Genomic DNA, 16,886 nt, shown 5'->3' on the forward strand with positions numbered 1-16,886 from the left:
CGGCACCGTCAGACGCGGTTCCACTTCTGGTTGTTCTGACCGTTGCAGGTCCACAGGATCAACCGCGTGCCGTTGGCGGTGGCCGCTCCGTCGGCGTCCAGGCACAGCCCGGCACGCACGTTGCGGATCGACCCGTCCGAACCCAACGTCCACTTCTGGTTGTCCTGACCGTTGCACGACCAGATGACCGCCCTGGTGCCGTTGGTCGTGCCCTGCTCGTAGGCGTCCAGGCAGCGGTCCACGAAGACCCGGACCTCGCCGCTCGGGGTGGTCGTCCACTGCTGGTTGGCGCCGGTGCCGCAGTCCCACAGCAGCACGGTCGTGCCCAGGGCGGTGGAGGCGTTGTCGACATCCACGCAACGGTTGGACCCCACACCGCGCAGCTGTGACGTGACGTCGCCGGACGAGCCACCCGTGGAGAACTGCCACCAGTTCACGTTGAACAGGTAGCCGCTGCCGCCGGTGTAGCGCAGGAACAGGTCCTGGTTGCCGGAGGCGCCGCTGACGGGGCACGTCACCGACTGCCACGTCTGCCAGCCACCGGTGTTGGGCACGGCGCAGCGGCCCACGATGGTGCCGGTGGCGCTGCCCAGGCGCACCTCGATCGTGCCGCCGGAGCCGGCGGAGGCGACCCGGGCGGTGAACGACGAGGCACCCGTGCCGAAGGCCACGTTGCGGACCTTGGTGTAGTCGCCGTTCTGGAGGGAGCCGATGTTCATACCGCCTTCGGAGGCCGGTTCGGTTTCGATGCCCGAGCCCCAGGCGATGGTCTCGGCTTCCTGTCGGACGTAGGGGTTGAGCGTGTCCGCCGGCGGGGGCCCGGCGGTGGTCATGGTCAACCTGGGGATGGTGCCGTCACTGTTGTAGGCGAACTTCTCGATCGCCACCGAGCGGGTGTAACCACCCCCGCCCGGCAAGGCGCCGTTGTGGTAGAAGAAGTAGGAGCCACCCTTGAAGTCGACGATGCCGGCGTGGTTGGTGAAGCTGGAGCCCTGGGTGGGCATGACGGTGCCGCGGTAGGTCCAGGGTCCGGTGGGACCGGGAGCGGTGGAGTAGGCGATGAACTCCGAGCAGCACTGCGCCGCGAAGACGTTGTAGTACAGGCCGTTGCGCTTGTAGACCCAGGGTGCTTCCTCGTACAGCGTGGGCCTGCTCGGGTTGCCGGTGCGGGCGCCGAATCCTGCCGCGGTGAGCGGGATGCGGGTGGGACTGCCGGAGAAGGAGATCATGTCGGCGTTGAGCCGCACGTACCACAGGTTCGGGTTGCCCCAGTAGAGGTACGCCTCGCCGTTGTCGTCGATGAACGCCGCCGGGTCGATCTCGCCGTTCTCCACCAGCGGGCGGCCGATGGCGTCGCGGAACGGGCCGGTGGGGCTGTCGGCCACGCCGACGCCGATGGCCATGCCGCCGCCTCGGCGACGGACCGGGACGTACCAGTAGAACTTGCCGTTGCGCTCGATCGTGTGCCCTGCCCAGGCGTTGGCGTCGGCCCACGCGAAGGTGCCGAGGTTCATCGGCACGCCGTGGTCGGTCCAGTTCACCATGTCGGCGGAGGAGAACACCCGCCACTCACGCATGTTGAACGTGGTCGAGCCGTCCTCGTCACGTCCGGTGTAGACGTACACGCGTCCGTTGTGGACCATGGGCGCCGGATCGGCGGTGTAGACGTGCTGGACGATGGGGTTGTCGGCCCTGGCCGTGGCCGGGAGCAGCGCCAGGGCCGATATGACACCCACGGCCCAGGCGAGCAGGCGCCTTCGACGTTGCACGGTTGCCTCCTTCAGTAGGGGTGCCCGGTGCCGCGCTGACGGGCATCGCAAGCCCGTCGGCGCGGTACCGGTGGTGTTGCGCAGGCCGTGGAGTCGACCTCGGCTCGTCACCGCATCACACGCGGTTCCACTTCTGGTTGTTCTGACCGTTGCAGGTCCACAGCCGCGCGGACGCGCCGTTGGCGGTCGAACCGCCGGTGACTTCCAGGCACAGTCCCGATTGCACGCCGGTGATGGAGCCGTCGGTGTTGAGCCGCCACTTCTGGTTGGTGCCGCCGTGGCACGTCCAGATGATCACCAGGGTGCCGGCGGTCGTGCCGGCGTTCTCGGCGTCGAGGCAGCGCCGAGAGTCGGTGCTGTAGACGGCCAGCTCCTGCGTCGTGGTGGACGTCCACTGCTGGTTGGGTCCGTTCCAGCAGTCCCACATCTGGAGCCGGGTGCCGGCAGTGGTGGACTGGTTCGGCACGTCAAGGCACTTCCCGGCGCCCACCGAGCGCAGCGGACCGGTGGCGCCGCCGCCACCGCCGCCGTCCAGCCCGAGGAAGGCGATGGCGTAGGCGAGCATCCCCGCCTGCGGCAGGGTGTGCCCGGTGCCCGTGATGCTGATGCCCTCCACCGTGGCCCTGGTACCGGTGTCGCCGTAGCGGGTCCGCGTCCAGCTCGACTGCGGGCGATCGGTGAAGGAGGGTGTCTGGCTCAGCCCTCGGAGGTTGGTCCACTGCTTGATCTCTTCACCGAAGTTGCGGTAGGCCAGCGTGGTGTCCTGGTCACCGTGCCACAGCTGCATCCTCGGGTAGGAGCCGGTGTAGCCGGGGTACATGGACCGGGCCAGGTTGCCCCACTCCTGCGGGGTCTTGACGATGTTCCCGCTGGAGCACTGGCTGTTCCACAGCGAGCCGTTGGTGGTGGCGAAGCACCCGGCGGGCACCCCGGAGAAGGCGGAGGCCGCGGCGAAGACGTCCGGGTACTGGGCGGCCAGCACGTTGGTCATCATGGCCCCGGACGAGAACCCGCTGACGACGATGCGGGCCGGGTCGACGTCGTAGCGCTGGCGGGTCCAGCCGACCATGGACATGATGCCCGTGGAGTCGCTGCCGCCGTTGCGGATCAGCCCGGCGCGGGTGGACACGTCGAAGCAGTGCCCCTCGCGGGTGGCCTCGGGCACCACGACGACATAGCCGTACCGGTCGGCGGCGGTGGCGAAGTCGCGCCCGTTGCCGTTGAAGATCGCGTCGGCCGATCCACCGCAGTAGTGCACGAGGACCAGCAAGGCGGGACGAGGTGCGACGTTGTCGGGCACGTAGACGTACATGCCGAGGTTGGTGGGGTTGGCGCCGAAGTCGGTGACGCGGGTCAGCGTGGCGGCCGCCGCGGGCCCTGCCGACATCAGCGCGGCGCCCAGGACGAGCGACAGCAGCGACGCCATCGTCAACAGGGTGGTGAGCATTCGTCTCATGTGTGGCTCCTGAGTGGACCACCGCCGTCATCACCGCCCCTCAGGGCATGTCGCCGCTTGCCGCGTCGACGGGTGGAGGGCGGCGGGCGCGGCGGCGTTCCGGCCACCGTGCGATGGCCGGGGGTGCGAGGGGTGATGGAGGAGGTCGTGTCGTCGTACGCGCGGTTTCGGGAATCGGCTACGCGACGATCGCGTGGACAGGGCCGAGCGTGCACGGCACGGGTGCGGCGCGGATTCGCGCCGGGAGAAGTGTTCGCATGGCAGTTCCCAACGTCGTCATCGACGGGAGGTCGCCGCGAGTGCCGTACTGGATCGCGGGGCCGTGACTCGCGAGCCAATGTAGCCATGGAGGGGGCAGAGAGTCAACGCACCACCTCAGCTAAATTGTTAGCGCTCACCTATGCCTAATGTCGTCGAATCATCGTCGAAGCACCTGACCTCAAAATCACATAACCGCAGGTAGGTGCGGTTTACGGCCGCAAGCGAGCGTACCGTCTCGAATAGAGACCTCGCGCCAGCCAACGAAAACTCCTTTTCACCGGGAGGCTCTTGTGAGCGTGAACAACGGGTGCGACACTGGCTCCGTCAAAGCCTGCGCCCCTGACGGAAGCCGCCCCGTCACAGCCCGCCGGCGGACCTGTTCGACCCGGAATTCCGGAGCAATGGGCAACGCTTCGCCCGGCCGTGCGGCAGCACGGATGGCAGCCGGAATGTCGTACGCACCGAGGAGTGAAATCAGGTGACAGCAACTCGACTTCCCCGTCCCCGCAGGGCGGCAACGCTGTTGGCAGCAGGCATGCTGCTGCTGTCCGCGGTGACGGCGGTACTGCACGCGTCGTCCGCGCAGGCGTTGGAGAACGGAGTGGCGCGCACCCCGCCGATGGGGTGGAACTCGTGGAACACGTTCGGCTGCAACATCAACGAGACGTTGATCCGGCAGATGGCCGACGCGATGGCCGGCTCCGGGATGCGTGAGCTCGGCTACCAGTACGTGGTCGTCGACGACTGCTGGATGAACCCCAACCGCGACTCGTCGGGCAACCTCCAGGGCGACCCGAGCCGGTTCCCCAGCGGCATGAAGGCGCTCGGCGACTACATCCACGCCCGCGGGTTGAAGTTCGGCATCTACCAGGCGCCGCTGGCCGAGACGTGCGCGCAGTACTTCGACTCCTACCCCGGCGCCACCGGCAGCCTGAACCACGAGGCGCAGGACGCCCGGCAGTTCGCCGCCTGGGGTGTGGACTTCCTCAAGTACGACTGGTGCTCGCCCAGCGGGACGATCGACGACCAGGTGCGCACGTTCGCCAAGATGCGCGACGCGCTGGCCGCCACCGGGCGTCCGATCGTCTACAGCATCAACTCCAACAGCATCCACGACAAGACCGGGCCGCGTCGCGACTGGGGCGACGTGGCGAACATGTGGCGCACCACCGAGGACATCACCAACAAGTGGGACACCGGGCAGACCAACGGCTACCCGATGGGCATCCAGAACATCGTCAACGTCACCGTGCCGCTCGCCTCCTACGCCAGGCCGGGGGCGTTCAACGACCCCGACATGATGGAGGTCGGCCGCGGCGGCATGACCGACACCGAGATGCGCAGCCACTTCGCCCTGTGGGCGATCATGGCCTCACCTCTGATCGCAGGCAACGACCTGCGCAACATGAACGCCGCCACGTCCACGATCCTGAAGAACGCGAACCTCATCGCGATCAACCAGGACAGCCTCGGCCTGCAAGCCCGGCAGATCTCCAACGACGGAACCCGCCGCGTCCTGGCCAAGCGGCTGGCCAACGGCAACGTCGCGGTCGCCCTGTTCAACCAGGGCGGCGGCACGACCACCGTCTCGACCACGGCGAGCGCGATCGGTCTGTCGGGCAGCTCGTTCACGCTGCGCGACGCCTGGACCAACGGCACGACCACCACCTCCGGCGCCATCTCGGCCAGCGTCCCGGCGCACGGCACGGCGGTGTACGTCGTCAGCGGCGGCGGGGGCCCCGCGCCCACGTCGTTCTCCTTGGTGAGCCAGAGCTCCGGCCGCTGCCTGGACATCCCCGGCAGCACGCCGACCAACGGCGCCCTGGCCCAGATCTGGGACTGCAACAGCCAGACCAACCAGCGCTTCACCACCACCGCGGCCGGCGAGCTGCGCGCCTACGACGGCGCGAAGTGCCTGGACGTCTACGACCAGGGCACGGCCAACGGCACCGCCGTGACGTTGTGGGACTGCAACGGCCAGGGCAACCAGCAGTTCCGCGTCAACTCCGACGGCAGCGTGACGGCGGTGGCATCGGGCAAGTGCCTGGACGTCAACGGCGGCGCCACCGCCAACGGGACGAAGGTCATCATCTGGGACTGCCACGGCGGCACCAACCAGAGGTGGACCCGCACCTGATCCTCGGGCGCGACCGCGGCAGTTCACCCTGGACATCTGGGACCAAGCCCGGCACGGCGTGGACTACCTCCGGGTGTACGTGTCCAAGCAGGGTTACAACGCGACGACGACGCCGTTGGGCTGGAACCACCTGGACCTGGTCGCGACGACCGGCCGTTCCGCGCCGTCGGACCACTACCGGGTCGCGGTGGACGCGGGTAGCCGCACCGGCCGCCACGTGGTCTACACGATCTGGCAGGCCAGCCACTCCGACCAGTCGTACTACTTCTGCAGCGACGTCGTCTTCCAGTAGGCGAGCGGGGTTCCGTGCCCACCCGGACAGGGATGGGCACGGAACCCGTCCGGCGTCACTGGTCGATGAACAAGCCCTGCCCGAGGCCGGAGCCGGAGGAGTCGTTGCCCGGTTGCACGGTCACGTTGTCGCCGCGCGCCGGGACGCCCACGACCGTCGGCTCGCCGTCCACCACGTAGGTGTCGTCGGTGGTCGCGCGGTCGAGGAACACGCCGAGGCCCTGGTTGTTGCCGAAGCCGAGGCTGCCCGCCCTGGTGCTCGGGTTCTGGATCGGGCCGACGAACTCACCGGCGAACGCGCCGTGGTAGCTGTCCGCGCCGGCGTCGTCGATCAGGATGCCGGTGGTTCCGGGCAGCACGTTGGCCGTGCCCTGGACGAACCGCGGGATGCGGTCGCACAGGCCCTCGCCCTCGTCGTCCCGTACGCCGCCCGCTCCCTCTGTCTGGTTGGGCGCGGAGGGGTTGATCGGTGCGGGCATGTAGTAGTCGTACGTGTCGGCGCCCGCCTGGTCGTGCAGCAGGCCGAAACCGCCGACCAGCGCGAAGCCTTGGCTGTTGCGCACGGCGGAGTAGGTGTCGTTCCCGCCGTCGTCCGACAGCATTCCGACGCCGAAGATGTGGCCCGCGCCGAGCGAACCGGTCTTGCCGGTGTAGGTGTCGGCCGTGCCGCCCGAGTCGCGCAGGACGCTCACGCCGAGGAAGCCCGCGCCGCCGGTCATCATCCGGCGCACGACCGGGTCGGTGGTGCAGCCGGTGTCGTGGTCCGGGGTCTCCTTGACGCCGTAGGTGTCCTGGCCCGCGAGGTCGAGCAGGACGCCGACCGCGGGCACGCAGTCCATCGCGGTCAGGCCGGGGATGGCGCGCTGGCAGCCCTGCGCGGGACCGGTGCCGCGCAAGCCCGTGACGGCGGACCCGGCGGGGGAGAAGTTGAGGTCGACCATGTTGCCGCCGGCGTTGTTGCGGTACGTGTCGTCGCCGCCGACGTCGATGATCAGCATGTAGTCGTGCGCGTAGGTGTTGTCGCCGCACGTGCTGCCGTCCAGCCGCAGCACGGGCCAGAGGTCGAGGTCGGTGGTGCCGGGCACGGCGCACGAGGCGACCGTGGGCTGGGACGCCAGGTCGTCCAGCGTGAGCTGCAGTTCGACCGTCCGCCGCCACACGGGCTCGGCGCACGCGCGGATCCCGGCGTGCGCCAAGGGGTCGAGGGCGCCGCCGGTCTTGAGCACGAGCGGCAGCAGGCCGGTCGGGATGGCCGCGAAGCGCGTCTCGGTGACCTGCTGACAGGTGGCCATCGCGGTGAGCAGGTTGGCCACCCGGCCCGCGACCTCGGTGGAGAGGCCGGAGGAGCCGATGGCCGCAGCGGCGTCCTGCGGCAGGCCGACCCCGGCGGAGAGGGCGGAGACGGCGGTGGCCAGCGCGCCGACCGGGTCGGCGGGCAACGGGGTGGTGATCGAGGTCGGTGCGCTCAACAGGCCCTCGTTGGGCTGGAGCCGGGTGCCGACGACGGGATTGACGGCGGCGATGGCCTGCCACGCTGAACCGCTCGCGGAAGCCGTGCCGTCGGCGGAAGCCGTGCCGTTCGCGGCGACGAGCAGCGCCACGCAGCCGGACAACGAGAGCAATGCTCGTCTTAATCGTCTCGACATGGTCGTATTCCCTCCGAACGTGGATCAGGGCGGCCGAACTATAGAGGCGGACGCCCTGATCCACACTCCGGGAAGCGGACGGCGTCTCGAATACCGCCGTTCGTTGCAGTGCTCGGCAGCCTTGCGCGTGCCCGTGCCGACGACCGGCCGATGCTCAGCCCGCCGCCCTCGTCACGGTGGCCGCGGTCGTCTTCTTCATCCTGTGGGGTGCCGAAAGTCGGCCACATGGCCTGACCTGCGGTTAGGCTGCTGTGGGTTTGTACTCGTTGATCAGGCCGCCGAGGACTGGTCGGCGGCGTATCGAGGTGCAGCTCGGCTCTGTGATCGGCTGGTCTGGTCGCGGTGGTGCGAGCTGTAACGCCTGGTGTGGTCGGCGGTGGTTGTAGTGGGCCGCGTAGCGGTCCAGGACCGCTTGCAGGTGGTGTTCGTTGATGATGAGCAGTCGGTCGGTGACTTCGCGTCTGACGGTGCCGACGAACCGTTCGGCGTAGGCGTTGGCTCTCGGGCAGCGTGGTGGAATTTTCACGACCTTGATGCCGGTGTCGGAGGCTAAAGGACGGTTTGGGCGTCGTGGTGACGCCCCCGTTGGTCTCTGTTGACGCCCCCGGACGCTTCTGCTGACGCCCCCTGCTGGTCAGTGGGGCGTCATCCTGACGCCCCTGGTCCGAGGCTGTGGACAACTTCGCGGACAGGACGAGGTTGTAGACCTGGGGCCGTGAGTTTGCTTCCGGGATCTTGGCGTCGCGCACGCGCGTGTTGCCCAAGCGGATCAGGCCCGGCTCCTCCAGAGAGCGCAGCGAACGCTGGATGGTCCGCCGGGACAGTCGGGTGTAGCGCATCATGCGCTCGACCGAAGGGAAGGCATCACGGCCGTCAGGGCCTGCGTGGTTGGCGAGCGCGATCAGCGTGATCGCCAGCGTCGAGGCGTCCTTGCGGTCGGTGGGGATGGGGGCGTGGTTGAGTGCCCAGTCGATGGCCTCGATGCTCACCAGGCACCGCCTGCGGTGCGGGCGCGGTAGAGGAGGCTGGCGACGGTGCCCACCACGGACGTGTCGTGGTCGGCCAGCCACTCGATGATGCGGCGGTCGTGCTCGCCCAGTTCGATACCGTCCAGCGGCTCCAGGAGAGCGGCGACGCGGTCGGTGTGGCGGCGAGCGCGCCACTGGCCGGTGTTCTCACCCGGCCGTCGGTCATCGAGATGCCCGACGTCTTCCATGTCGAAGGGTGGACGAAGGCGCTGCGGTGGCCGTCGAAGCGGCGTGGTGGATGTGGAGAAGTGGGTGGTGCTCATCGTGAACAGGACCTCTGGTGCTCGGGTCCCGTCTCACAGGCGTCTCACGAACCTGTTAGACGGGGCCGGAATGGAGGCCCTGACCTGGACTGCCGCCGGACTCGACCAGCCACAACGGACCTGAACGAACCACTGTGGACACCCCTTGTCCCGCTGGGGGTCAAGGGGTCGCAGGTTCAAATCCTGTCGTTCCGACGGTCTGAAGAAGCCCGCTCGATCTGGAAGTTTTCCCAGGTCAGCGGGCTTTTTTGTGCGCCGGTATCGATCTTGAATCGGTAACGGAACGGTAACTTCGCGATCTTGGTGAACGCTGTTAAGGAGCGAAATCAGGAGCGGGTGGCTCCGGATCTTTGACCAACGCCAAATGGGGTCGCCTCGAACGGGTGAATCCGCCCAACCAACGCCAAACATCACCCGCTGGAGTGAACCGGCGTCAAGCTCTCCCAACCGCCCGTATCCGGCCTGACCAGGGTCGTAGGCTCGCCGGATGACCGGAACCGACGCGATCGTGCGCAGGCTGCGGGTAACGGTGGCCGTGGTGGTCGAGGTGACCGATCCCGTGGCGTTGGAGCGGGCCGCGTTGCGGCACATCGACGAGGTCGACTACTGCGTCGACGACATCGGGCCGAGCGTCGACGAGGTGCGTGCTGAGGAGCGGGACAGGGTGCGCGGCGATGTCGAGGGCGCGTTGTTGGAGTTGGTCGATCCGTACCTGATGGTCGATGTCGAGGGCGTGGAGTTCTCCGGCTCCGAGTGCGAGGCCGTGGAAGTCGACGAACACGATCGCCCGGTCCCGTCGTGGCCGGACTTCGCCACCCTGTTCCCCGTGTGCGGATGCGACATGCCGGACTGCGACGACTGCGCGTCCGATCACGTGACCCCTCGGACGGCGGCGGTGCTGTGGGGGATGGCCGGATTGCTCGCCGACCACGCCTACGACGACGTGATCGAGCACGGCGACGACCCGGTGGAGCCCGACGACCCGATGTGGTCGGTGTTCGACGAGTTTCCCAGGATCACCTGGCTGCAGGACGCGATCTGGCGTCGGCGGGCGGCCCGCGCCTTCGACGATCTCGCCGCCGACCTGCTGGCGGGGCGATGGCCGCAGCCGACGTGCCCGGCCGAGGAGATGGCGTTGCACCTGATGCTGCGCTACGGCGAGGAGTTGGCGGACGACGGCACGTCCGGCCTGGACACCCACTTCGCCCACCTGCCCGTATACGACAACGACCTGCAGTGGACGCTGCTCGCGGACGTGCTGTTCAAGGACCACGACATCCTCGAACTCTTCGACCCGGGCCGCGACGGCATCGAAGATCCCGACGACGAGCAGAACCGCAGCATCGGGATGGGCGACTACACCCCACCGGCCTGGTTCACGACCTTCGACCACATGACACCACGCGACCCACGGCGCCCGTTCCGTCGGTGAGGCGGCGACGGGCTTGGGGCGAGCGACACTCTCGATACGGTGACATCTCGCGCTCTGCCAGCGACGATGACTCTTCGAGCGGCACAGCATCGGATGGGCCGAAGTCGAGCAGGTCAAGCTCATGACGGGCACGCTCGCCGCCAGCGAGAACCTCTACGGCGGCGGCATGGCGGGCGAGGCAGGGGCCCGCCCCGCGCGCCGCCATCACCGCCGACCTGCGCGCCGCCGGCTTCACCCCGGTCCACCCGCCCCACCAGGACGTGCGCGCCGCCGTCCGACGAGCCTGACCGGGCGGGCCTGCCGGCCGATCGACCCCCGAGCCTGGCAGATCGAACCCCGAGCCTGGCCGGGCGAGTCTGCCGGCCGGTCGAACCCCGAGCCCGTCAGTGCCAGCCGCAGTGGTCGACCACCCGGCACAGCAGCACGGGCCCGTCGACGCGGCCCGACAACTGCTCGGCGGCACCCACCGCGAACCGCTCCGGCCAGTTCACGCCGACCAGCTGGTACCGGCCCTCGTCGTCCGGCGGCAGCAGCACCTGGTACTGCTGCAACCCCGCCAACTGGACGTTCGACGACGGCGGCCCCTGCTCCCAGGCGGCCAGTCGCCGGCCGCGGTGGAACAGCGCGAGCCGTTCCAGCGTGGCCAGCGTCGTGTAGCCCATCGGGATCGCCGCGTACAGCTCGTCCCCGGCGGGCTCCCGGTCGGGCGGGAACACCCGTGACGGCTTGGCCCGCGCCCAGTACAGCCGGCCCGCCCAGGGCAGGTCCGCGTCGAACGGGTTGCCACCGTGCGCCGGCCAGTCGTGCCCCAGGTGCTCGGGCGTCACCCGGTCGGACTTGCTGTTCGGGCTTCCGGCCATGACCCGGATCCTACGTGGTCGTAGCCCTCGCGCCGCTCCGTGCTGTCCGCGACCCCAAGGCCGGGGTCGTGCGGCACGTGGTGGTCGGCCAAGGCCCTGCGGTTGCGAGGCGTGCGCGGCCAGGGCGCGTTGCTTGGTGGTCCAGGTGCTGCTGATGTCGACGACGGTGTGCGCGGGGATGGTGCCGTCGAGGGTGAGGCCGTTGTAGGTGTCGGCGGTGTAGACGCGACGAGGATGCCCGGTGGTGATGACCACCTCGGGCAGTGCGTTGAGCAGGACTTCGGCGATGCGTCGGTGGTCGGCGTGCACGTCGCGCAGCGGGTGGGTGATGACGACCTCGGGTTGGGTCTCGAGCAGCAGCTCGCGCGGGGCCGCCGTGGTGGGCTGCTCGAGCTGGTAGAGCCCGGCGCCGAGTACGGCCGCCCCGGCGGCGGCCTCGGCGGCGCGCGGTTCGGGATGGCGCGGGACGGCGATGGTGACGGCGGCCCCGGCGGCGCCGCACAGGGCCAGCGTGCCCCCGGCCCACAGTTCGGCGTCGTCGGGGTGGGCCATCACGGTAAGCACCGAGCCGGGCGCGGTGAACGCGGGCGTGGTCACAGGGGTCACCAGAGCCCGAGCTTGTCGATGACCTCGGCGGGCTGACGCTACGGTGAGACCCGTCGAGCAGGAGGGGCCAGTGGACTTGGTCATCGACCCACCGCGAGCGGTGGGGCCGTTGAGGATCGGAATGCCGTTCGACGAGGCGGTCGAACTGCTGCGCTCCCTCGACGGGTATCGCTCCCCGAGTCCTGGACACAAGAGCTCGCCCGGGTTCGCGCACTACGAGTCCGAGCTGACCATCTCGCTCGGCCCTGACCGGGACGGGAGGGTGAAGGCCGTCGACCTCTACCGACCGGAGCGCGACGTCACCGTCCTGTTCGGGGACATCGCGGTGTTCGACACCCCTGCCGACGAGGTAATTCGGCGTCTTTCAGACATCACGCGCCTGGAGGTCGAGGGCGATGGGACCCACGTCGTGGCGCCGGACCTGCTCCTTGCTCTGGCGCGACCGTTCCGGTCCGACAGCGCCGAGGAGCATGAGGGGTGGTATTTCGAGTCGGTGCTTGTCGCTGCTCCTGGATACTACGACTCGTGACGGGTGCGCGACGCGACGCCGAGGGCGGCCTGAAGTCCGTGCTGGTCGGGACTTCGGTACGAGACATCGACCGTTCGGGCGCGCGGTAACGGGAATCGCGCGATATACGTTGACGGCCCAGGCGAGATCTTCCTGGAGCGTGTGCCGCTCGAGAAGTCAGCGCTGCTGGTCAAGCGGCATGTCTGTACTCGTTGATGAGGCCGCCCAGGATGCGGGTGCGTAGCACTCTGTGGGTGTCGAGGTCGTGTACCGCTGTGGAGCGCTGCTGAGCCTCGGGTGGTCGCTGGTCGCGGGCTTGGTGAGGCCGGTGTCGGTTGTAATGGTCTTCGTAGGTCTTGAAGGCCTGATGTGCGTGGCTCCCGTCCGTGATCAGGATGTGGTCGAGGAGTTCGCGTCGGATGGTGCCGATGACCCGTTCGCAGTGGGCGTTTATCCGGGGTGCCTGCGGCGCGGTTGTGAGCACGTGCAGGTCGTCGGCTTGGAAGACGGTGTCGAACGTCTGGCTGTACTTGGCGTTGCGGTCGCGTAGCAGGAAGTGTAGGGACTCCATCCGCTGTCCAAGGGTTGGCGGCGAGGTTTCTGGCCTGTTGTGCTGTCCGTGCCTGTGTCGGGTGGGCGGTGACGCCGGTGATGTGCAGGCGCCTGGTGCCGTGTTCGAGGAAGGCCAGTGCGCAAAGGCGATTTGCCGAGCACGGTGTCGAGGTGGAGGAAATCCGCCGCGAGATGCTCTCGGTTTGGGCGGTGAGGAACTCTCGCCAGGTCGGGTCACCGCGGCGTGGTGCCGGGTCGATGCCCGCGTCGTGCAAGGTCTGCCAGACAGTCGAGGTGGCGATCCTGTGGCCGAGCCGGGCCGGTTCGCCTTGGATCCGCCGATGGCCCCACCGCGGGTTGTTCTCCGGCGAGCCGCAGTACGAGCGTCTTGATCGCCGTTCGTGTCGTTGGGCGTCCGGTGCGTCCACGTGCGGCGTAGTCCCACTTGCGGGTGATGAACCTGCGGTGCCAGGCGGGCAGGGTGCCCGGCGTGACCGGGAAGACCTCCGGCCAACGGCGACGATCCACCAGCCCGGACAGAGCGGCGAACCAAAACCGATCGGCGGGCTCGTAGCGGACCGGACCCGTTGGTTGCCGGCGAAGGACCGCGTTCTCGTGCCGTAGCACGAGCAGTTCAGCGTCCTTGGCCGCCTCGCCTCGCAGCACCATCGACGGGACGGACAGCAGCTTCCGGGTCACCTTGTACAGCAGGGACACGATCACTATGACATGCTCTCAACACGCTGACATCCTCGCTCTACCAGCGACGATGACTTTTCGAGCGGCACACGGTCCGCCACCCGGCGACAGCGCGTCCGCGAGATCAGCGACGCCGGGCCAGGTCGGCCAACGCCGACCTGGCGGCGTGGTGCCCGCACAGGCCGTGCGTCCCCGCGCCGGGCGGCGTGGCGGCCGAGCACAGGTAGACGCCGGGAACACCGGTGGCGTACGGGTCGGCCACCGCTCGTGGGCGGAAGAGCAGTTGTCGTGCGGTGTTCGCGCCCGTGGTGATGTCGCCGCCGACGAAGTTCGGGTTGTGCCCGGCGATGGCGCGGGTCGTGCGGACCGACCTGGCCACGACGCGGTCGCGGAACCCCGGCGCGAACCGCTCGACCTGGGCGGTGATCGCCTCGGTCGCGTCGCCGTCGTACCCGGCGGGCACGTGGGCGTAGACGTCCACCGGGTGCACGTCGCCCGCCGATCGACCGGGGTCGGCCAGGTGCTGCTGGCCGACGAGGACGAACGGGCGCTCGACCGCCCGTCCCCGCCAGACCGCGCGCTCGGCGTCCGCGATCTCCGCGAGGGAACCTCCGATGTGGACGGTTCCCGCCAGGCGGGCCGGCTCGTAGGTCCACGGCACACCACCGCGCACCGCGAACGCCACTTGGAACGCGCCCGGCCCGTGGCGGTAGCGCAGGTAGGACCGGCGGACGCGGGGCGGCAGCCGGTCGCCGAGGATCCGCACGGCGTCGGCGGGGGAGGTGTCCAACAGGACCACGTCGGCCTCGCACTGGGCCACCGAGGTGACCCGGACGCCCGTCTCGACCCGCCCGCCCAGCTCGGCCAGCAGCGCGAGCATCGCCCGCGCGATCGACCGCGAGCCGCCGAGCGCCACGGGCCAGCCGTGGTGGTGCGCGGCCGTGCCCAGGGCGAGCCCGATGGCCGACGACGCCACCGTCCCCAGTGGGCGGAAGGCGTGCGCCGCCACGCCCGCCCACAGCGCGCGGGCGGGCTCACCGCGCCACCGGCGGGCCAGCGCAGTGGCGGGCAGCGCGGCGCCCAGCCCGAACCGGGCCAGTGCCACGGGGTGCCGGGGCACGTGAGCCACGGGCTGGAGGAACTCCTCCGCGATCGCGTCGAAGCGGGCGTCGAGCGGTCCGAACGTGCGCCGGTACGCCGCGCCGTCCTCGCCCAGCGCCGCGGCGGTCTCCTCGACCGACCGCCACACCGCCGCGCCCCGGCCGCCGTCGAGGGGGTGCGCGTACTGCACTTCGGGCCACGCCCACCGCAGCCCGTGCCGGGACAGGTCGAACGCGCGGGTGAACGCGTTGTCCACCGCCAGCGGGTGGAAGCCGGAGCACTCGTCGTGCAGGACTCCGGGCACCGTGGCCTCGCCGGAGCGCGTGCCGCCGCCGGGCGTGGACGCCGCCTCCAGGACCGTGACGCGCAGCCCGGCGGTGGCGAGGGTGATGGCGGCGGCAAGCCCGTTGGGCCCGCTGCCGACCACTGCGGCGGTCGTCACGGCGGCAGTCCTCCGGGTCGGGTCCGTCCGGTGTGCGGTTCCCCTGATTATCGCGTGATCCCTGTGGGGTGCCTAGAGCCGGCCATGTGGTCTGACCTGCGCTTCAGGCTGCTGCGGGTTCGTGCTCGTTGATCAGGCCGCCGAGGACTGGTCGGCGACGTGTCGACGTGCAGCCCGGCTCTGCGATCGGGTGTTCCGGCTGTGGTGGTGTGAGTTGGCGGGCGACTGGCCAGCAAGTTGATCGCGGAGACGCCGAGCGCGTCGGTGCGGCAGATCGCTCAAGCCGCAGGCATCTCGCCTGCGACGGCGCAGGACGTGCGACAGCGACTCCGTCGCGGCGACCACCCGGTCCCGTCGAAGCAACTCGCGGCGCCAGCCGCTCTTGGGGAGCGACCCCCTCTCAAGACCTCCAGGCGCAGTGCAGGCGCGACTGTGGGCACGGTGGTGGTGTTGCTGGACCAGGAGTTCCTGGCCGATCCGGATAAGACGTATCGGTGTTGGCTGTGCACAAGGAAAGCGGCCATACACGCGACGTCACTGTGACGTCGCAGCAGATGCCTGCGACCCGGAGGAAGCGAGTCGGGAGGTCCAGCGCTCGCGGCACGAGTGAGCTGATGTGACCCACGAGTGAGCTGATGTGACCACAGTGTGAGGGCTGCTTCGTAGTGTTCCCGAGCCGGGGGATCGTGCTGACCACGATGACGGGAGGGTAGTCCCACGCACTTCGATGTATCGCTAATCGGGAGTACGTCCGCATGTGGGTGTGGATGGTTTCGGAGTGGAATGCGGCGGACTTATTCGGCCGCAAGGGGGGATCTGTGAAGGTGAGCACTGACGATGCTGTTGTGGTTGAGCCGTGCGAGAGTTGCGTCGGGTGGCCGCGTGACGGGCGATGCGCCGATCTGACACCAGCGCAGGTGGCGCTTGGCGCGCTGGTGGCCGCCGATTCGCCTCGACGGTCCGGTGAAGACGACACGCACGTGCGTCTGCTCGCCGATTCGGATGCGGTGTTGCCACCCATCCTCGTGCACCGGCCTTCGATGCGGATCATTGACGGGATGCACAGGTTGCGTGCTGCGATGCTCCGAGGCGAGGAGACGATCCTCGTGCGCTTTTTCGAGGGGGACGACGAGGACGCTTTCGTGCTTGCCGTCAAAGAGAACGTCACGCACGGACTTCCGCTGACGCTTGCCGATCGTACTGCTGCGGCCGTGCGCATCATCCGGTCGCAACCCGCCTGGTCCGACCGAGCCGTCGCTGCGGTCACCAGCCTGTCGGCGAAGACCGTCGCCGCCATCCGGCGGCGTGCAACCGAGGAAACTCCGCAGTTGCACGCCCGGGTCGGGCGTGACGGCCGCAGTCGTCCGCTCGACGCCTCAGTGGGACGGCAGCGTGCCAGTGAACTGATCGCGGCTAAGCCGGACGCGTCACTGCGCGAGATTGCACGGGAGGCCGGGGTGTCACCCGGGACGGTGCGAAGCGTTCGCGAGAGGATTCGCACCGGCGTGAATCCGGTTTCCGCACGGCGCGGCACCGTGCCCGACGCGAGGGAAAGCGACCGACCAGATGTAGCCGCGTTGATGTCGAGGTTGCGGCAGGACCCGTCGATACGGTTCAACGAGTCGGGCCGGAGCCTGCTCCGGATGCTCGACGTGCACGCGGTGGGCAATCAGGACTGGCAGCGGCTCGTGAACGACGTGCCGGCGCATTGTGCGGATGCGGTGTCGGCGTTGGCCCGCATGTGTGCGGACCAGTGGCTCATGTACGCCGACCTGCTCGACCGCCGTGCCCACGCCACCGCGTAGCGCCGACGCGGCGGTCCGTATCGTGACGGG

12 protein-coding genes and 2 pseudogenes are annotated in these 16,886 nt (G+C 69.2%); 5 read left to right on the plus strand and 9 right to left on the minus strand.

Annotated features, from left to right (window positions below; all coding sequences use genetic code 11):
• Positions 1-8 precede the first annotated feature (8 nt).
• Both ALI22I_RS09475 and ALI22I_RS09480 read right to left on the minus strand, forming a co-directional pair.
• Positions 9-1,769: a family 43 glycosylhydrolase gene (locus ALI22I_RS09475; RefSeq protein ID WP_077005090.1), complete on the minus strand. Its 1,761-nt coding sequence runs from the start codon at positions 1,767-1,769 to the stop codon at positions 9-11.
• Positions 1,770-1,884: 115 nt separating this feature from the next.
• Positions 1,885-3,225, minus strand: coding sequence for an extracellular catalytic domain type 1 short-chain-length polyhydroxyalkanoate depolymerase (locus ALI22I_RS09480; protein ID WP_077005091.1), 1,341 nt, complete (start codon positions 3,223-3,225; stop codon positions 1,885-1,887).
• A gap of 796 nt (positions 3,226-4,021) precedes the next feature.
• On the opposite strand from ALI22I_RS09480, the gene ALI22I_RS09485 reads away from it, so the two are divergent.
• Together ALI22I_RS09485 and ALI22I_RS09490 are read left to right on the plus strand one after the other, a co-directional pair.
• Complete coding sequence (locus tag ALI22I_RS09485) at positions 4,022-5,623, plus strand: glycoside hydrolase family 27 protein (protein WP_077005092.1); 1,602 nt, start codon at positions 4,022-4,024, stop codon at positions 5,621-5,623.
• Positions 5,604-5,915 (plus strand): annotated as a pseudogene (locus ALI22I_RS09490) (lytic polysaccharide monooxygenase); the annotation flags it as partial. The gene ALI22I_RS09485 and the pseudogene ALI22I_RS09490, both read left to right, overlap by 20 nt.
• 55 nt (positions 5,916-5,970) lie before the next feature.
• On the opposite strand, the gene ALI22I_RS09495 reads toward ALI22I_RS09490, so the two are convergent.
• From ALI22I_RS09495 to ALI22I_RS09510, 4 genes and pseudogenes are all read right to left on the minus strand, one after another.
• Entirely contained in the window at positions 5,971-7,560 is a 1,590-nt protein-coding gene (locus ALI22I_RS09495) for a hypothetical protein (protein ID WP_143532086.1), read from the minus strand.
• A 241-nt stretch (positions 7,561-7,801) separates the two neighbouring features.
• Positions 7,802-8,086 carry an integrase core domain-containing protein gene (locus ALI22I_RS09500; protein WP_202970898.1) on the minus strand — a complete coding sequence of 95 codons (285 nt, stop codon included), beginning with the start codon at positions 8,084-8,086 and terminating at the stop codon, positions 7,802-7,804.
• Positions 8,087-8,339: 253 nt separating this feature from the next.
• Positions 8,340-8,630: pseudogene (locus ALI22I_RS47570) on the minus strand (helix-turn-helix domain-containing protein); the annotation flags it as partial.
• Positions 8,546-8,851, minus strand: coding sequence for a hypothetical protein (locus ALI22I_RS09510; RefSeq protein ID WP_143532087.1), 306 nt, complete (start codon positions 8,849-8,851; stop codon positions 8,546-8,548). The pseudogene ALI22I_RS47570 and the gene ALI22I_RS09510, both read right to left, overlap by 85 nt.
• A gap of 487 nt (positions 8,852-9,338) precedes the next feature.
• Here ALI22I_RS09510 and ALI22I_RS09515 point away from each other — a divergent pair, with 487 nt between their 5' ends.
• A complete protein-coding gene (locus tag ALI22I_RS09515; protein ID WP_077005095.1) occupies positions 9,339-10,283 on the plus strand; it encodes a hypothetical protein in 945 nt (314 codons plus the stop codon).
• 383 nt (positions 10,284-10,666) lie between these two features.
• Here the strand turns inward: ALI22I_RS09515 and ALI22I_RS53390 are convergent, their stop codons facing one another.
• Entirely contained in the window at positions 10,667-11,749 is a 1,083-nt protein-coding gene (locus ALI22I_RS53390) for a PIG-L deacetylase family protein (RefSeq protein WP_238598240.1), read from the minus strand.
• 43 nt (positions 11,750-11,792) lie between these two features.
• Between ALI22I_RS53390 and ALI22I_RS09525 the strand changes: the two genes are divergently transcribed.
• Positions 11,793-12,278, plus strand: a complete 486-nt coding sequence (locus tag ALI22I_RS09525) for a hypothetical protein (RefSeq protein ID WP_143532088.1) — start codon at positions 11,793-11,795, stop codon at positions 12,276-12,278.
• Between the two features lie 169 nt (positions 12,279-12,447).
• On the opposite strand, the gene ALI22I_RS52320 is transcribed toward ALI22I_RS09525, so the two are convergent.
• Positions 12,448-12,828 (minus strand): integrase core domain-containing protein, encoded by a 381-nt coding sequence (locus ALI22I_RS52320; protein WP_202970899.1) that lies wholly within the window; start codon positions 12,826-12,828, stop codon positions 12,448-12,450.
• Positions 12,829-13,632: 804 nt separating this feature from the next.
• The gene (locus tag ALI22I_RS09535) at positions 13,633-15,051 is read right to left on the minus strand and encodes a phytoene desaturase family protein (RefSeq protein ID WP_077005097.1); all 1,419 of its coding nucleotides are present in this window, start codon (positions 15,049-15,051) and stop codon (positions 13,633-13,635) included.
• Between the two features lie 824 nt (positions 15,052-15,875).
• On the opposite strand from ALI22I_RS09535, the gene ALI22I_RS09545 reads away from it, so the two are divergent.
• Positions 15,876-16,856 carry a ParB/RepB/Spo0J family partition protein gene (locus tag ALI22I_RS09545; protein ID WP_238598241.1) on the plus strand — a complete coding sequence of 327 codons (981 nt, stop codon included), beginning with the start codon at positions 15,876-15,878 and terminating at the stop codon, positions 16,854-16,856.
• Positions 16,857-16,886 lie beyond the last annotated feature (30 nt).

Origin of the sequence: Saccharothrix sp. ALI-22-I (assembly GCF_001984175.1) — a bacterium.
Taxonomy (GTDB): domain Bacteria; phylum Actinomycetota; class Actinomycetes; order Mycobacteriales; family Pseudonocardiaceae; genus Actinosynnema.

Coding starts and splice junctions, on each gene's coding strand:
- ALI22I_RS09480 (WP_077005091.1), bottom strand. CDS start 3,225: ATGAGACGAATGCTCACCACCCTGTTGACGATGGCGTCGCTGCTGTCG.
- ALI22I_RS09485 (WP_077005092.1), top strand. CDS start 4,022: ATGCTGCTGCTGTCCGCGGTGACGGCGGTACTGCACGCGTCGTCCGCG.
- ALI22I_RS09495 (WP_143532086.1), bottom strand. CDS start 7,560: ATGTCGAGACGATTAAGACGAGCATTGCTCTCGTTGTCCGGCTGCGTG.
- ALI22I_RS09510 (WP_143532087.1), bottom strand. CDS start 8,851: ATGAGCACCACCCACTTCTCCACATCCACCACGCCGCTTCGACGGCCA.
- ALI22I_RS09515 (WP_077005095.1), top strand. CDS start 9,339: ATGACCGGAACCGACGCGATCGTGCGCAGGCTGCGGGTAACGGTGGCC.
- ALI22I_RS52320 (WP_202970899.1), bottom strand. CDS start 12,828: ATGGAGTCCCTACACTTCCTGCTACGCGACCGCAACGCCAAGTACAGC.